Genomic DNA, 3519 nt, shown 5'->3' on the forward strand with positions numbered 1-3519 from the left:
TTTTGAAGCAGACGACAGCTTGAAGAAGCCCTATTTGACGTTCTGAAAATAAGCGTCTGCCTGCATTATCGCGCTCGATTAGCGGCAGCAGTCCTTTCTTTTCATAATAACGTAATGCTGATTCTGGAATATTGAGTGTGGCTGACACTTCGCCGATGGAATTATACTTCATTTGGAGGCCTCCGATTCTGCATTTCAATGTCGACATGAATAGGATACGACTTAAACCATGGTTTAAGTCAAGAAGCTTTCATTCAAAACTTATCGTTACAGAGGCCGAAGCCGAACATTTGATTGACCGTGGCAAACGGATCGCATCAGTTTTTAACTGACAGCTTCCATTGAACCTATTAAAGATTTTGGTGGCTATATATTAAGTTTTGGTTTGAAGATCCAGATGGCAATAGGTTTCATATCTAGCAGGACCCGAAATAAGAGCTGCGAACAGGATGAATGAGACTGCCAAATTCGATGTTAACGGGACACGATAGCTCCATGAAAAACAAGTGCGCGCGGCTGCCGGTAGAAATCGGCAGCCGTGTTAAGCTATTGGGCAGATTAATGGAGAAACCTCCATTAATTTGTATTAAGGGAATGCAACGTTTTTAACACGATACGTCTATATTGTAATACCCCCCAAGAAAGAGATACCCCAATTGTCTAAGAAATATTTCATTGTATATTTGCGATATTGATGTTTGCTGTTCTATTGTTCTTTCTCGGGAACACCATAATAAATTCAAGGTTCTAGTTACCTGATTTACCAGTCGAGGGCTTAACGAAGAAGGAAGCGTATGTGAAGATATCAAATAGACATAATGATATCAGGTATCTTACTAATAATGATAACTTCAATTGGTATATTTATCCTGGAAGTCAAGAAACTTTTGGGCATGCAATCTTGAAAACTCAAATGAATCGTAGAAATCACTCTATTGGTATTGAGATTGAAGGTATACTCAGTGAATCGTTGTCCTTAACGTTGTATTCAAACATGAATTTATTTTAAAATGGAGAGGAGGTGCATAGAATGACACAAATTAATATGAATGCTATGTTTGATGCTATCGTAGAGTTGTTTTCGGATGAGGCATCCATCGCGGTTTCGAATACGGAGGAATATATTTATTATCGGGCAAGTAAAAGAATCGACCTGAAAATTAAAAAAGGCGATCGCGTTAAGGAGGGGACGATTACATATAAAGCGTTAACCGGAAAACAAAAGATTTCCGAATTTATCGATCGTGATTTATTAGGTGTCCCCTATTACGGTATGGCAGTTCCGCTGATCCATGAAGGGAAACTGGAGGGATGTGTTTCTGCGATTTTCCCTACACTAACGACCGGGAAATCCGTAGTAACGGTAAAATACCATGAGGGGTGGGTTCCGGTTCCTTTCCCGGATGTGATGTATCTGGAAGCAAGTGATCGCAAAACGCATGTGGTTACTGAAAAACTGATCGGCACACATAAATATACGTTAAATGAGTTCGACTTTCTTTTGCCGAAAGATTACTTTGTGCGCTGCCACCGTTCCTTTATAGTTAACGTTAATTATATAAAGGAGATTTACACTGATACACACTCAACATTGGTATTAATTATGAAAAATAGAAACAAAATTACGGTCAGTCAATCATATACCAGTTATTTCCGGAAATTACTTGGCTTCTGAGTGATTAATCTCATGGTTTCAGGCTTAAATATGCATGGTTCGTCCTGATTTTCTTCATTTTCATCCGAAAAATCATTCCTCCTATTTGTCATTTGTTAAAATGGTGTCAACGACAAATAGGTTGGGGGAGCCTTATGGAAAACGCATTCTATCGAATTCAAAACCACAATCTACATGACAAGGTAGTTTCTGCACAAGAAACTGCTTCCTGGATTAAAAATGGAATGACGCTGGGACTAAGCGGGTTTACTCGGGCTGGAGATGCAAAAGCGGTTCCCATGGCGCTCGCTGAGCGCGCCAGAAATGAGAAGATGAAAGTTAATGTATATACCGGGGCTTCTCTGGGATCAGATATTGATAGAATGTTTGCCGAAGTCGGCTTGCTGAATAAGCGTCTTCCTTTTCAAGCGGATCCGACGATGCGAAAGAAAATTAATCAAGGTGAACTTTATTTTATAGATCAACATTTATCCAAAACGTCGGAAATGGTTCGTGCTCAGGTGCTTGAACCTATTGATTTCGCCATCGTGGAAGCAATTGCAATAACGGAGGATAACATGATTATCCCGTCAACCTCCGTTGGGAATTCAATGGTGTTTGCTCAACATGCGAAGTCCATTATTGTTGAAATCAACATGGCTCAACCGCGATTATTGGAAGGACTCCATGATTTGTACGAACCAGGTAACCAGGGGGATCGGTCTCCCATTCCGATAACAAAGCCGGATGATCGGATCGGTTCCTTGGGTATTCCTGTAGACATAGGGAAAGTACGAGGAATCGTATTCACCTACCAGAAGGATTCCCCTTCGACTATTACGGCACCCGACATGGAAACGGAAACGATTGCGCAGCATTTAATAGCATTTCTGCGCCGAGAGGTTCAAGTGGGACGTTTGACGAATCGCCTTGCTCCTCTTCAGTCTGGTATTGGAACAGTTTCTAATGCAGTCTTTCACGGTCTGTTACATTCGGAATTTACGGATCTGGAGGTATATTCTGAAGTATTGCAAGACGCCGTATTCGAGCTAATGGATGCAGGGAAAGTTCGCTATGCCTCCTTTTGTTCCATTACGCTTTCGGGCTCGAAGATGGAAGAGGTTTTCCCGAATTTGGAGAGATACCGCGATAAACTCATTCTAAGGCCTCAAGAGGTTTCGAATCACCCGGAGGTTATTCGCCGAATGGGAGTGATTGCGATAAATACGGCGTTGGAATTCGATATTTATGGAAACGTGAACTCTACACATGTATTGGGAACACAAATGATGAATGGCATTGGTGGATCGGGTGATTTTGCACGAAACTCCCGTATTTCCATTTTCGTCACAAAATCGATTGCGAAAGACGGGAAGATCTCAAGTATTGTACCATTTGTTTTCTCATGTGGACCATACGGAGCACGATGTGGATGTGGTCGTCACAGAGCAAGGATACGCAGATTTGCGGGGGTTGGCGCCGAGAGAACGTGCGGAGCTAATTATTGCACGCTGTGCACATCCAATGTACCGCACGCAATTAATGGACTACTACAATGAAGCCCTGAAAAGGGGAGGGCAAACCCCTCATGTCTTGGAGAAGGCGCTAGCGTGGTATACGAATTACGAGCAGTACGGGACTATGCTTCAAAAAGTTATGCAAGTAAGGTAACACTGCAGTAAATTGTGTTATTTCTCGACCAAAGTTCACTCTCATATGGTAATCAAAAAAACGAGAAAAGGCCGAAAGACTGTCATTAATATTATCCTCTCAAGTAAACAGTAATAAAGAAAGACACTTACTGATATAACTTGGAAGGGGATTTTTCGTGAAAAAAACAACATAGACTATTAAAAACCCAACGG

General features: G+C 41.6%; 2 protein-coding genes and 1 pseudogene. 2 read left to right on the forward strand and 1 reads right to left on the reverse strand.

Translation table 11 applies throughout. The annotated features are described in order from the left end of the window. A partial coding sequence (locus AC1DUA_RS29145) for a MerR family DNA-binding transcriptional regulator (RefSeq protein ID WP_477503082.1) occupies positions 1-208 on the reverse strand: 208 nt, incomplete at its 3' end. An 822-nt stretch (positions 209-1030) separates the two neighbouring features. On the opposite strand from AC1DUA_RS29145, the gene AC1DUA_RS29150 reads away from it, so the two are divergent. Together AC1DUA_RS29150 and AC1DUA_RS29155 are read left to right on the forward strand one after the other, a co-directional pair. After that, positions 1031-1675: a LytTR family DNA-binding domain-containing protein gene (locus tag AC1DUA_RS29150; protein WP_477503083.1), complete on the forward strand. Its 645-nt coding sequence runs from the start codon at positions 1031-1033 to the stop codon at positions 1673-1675. Between the two features lie 134 nt (positions 1676-1809). Beyond that, a pseudogene (locus AC1DUA_RS29155) lies at positions 1810-3325 on the forward strand (acetyl-CoA hydrolase/transferase family protein). Positions 3326-3519: the final 194 nt, after the last annotated feature.

Source organism: Paenibacillus sp. 01T422 (genome assembly GCF_056398785.1).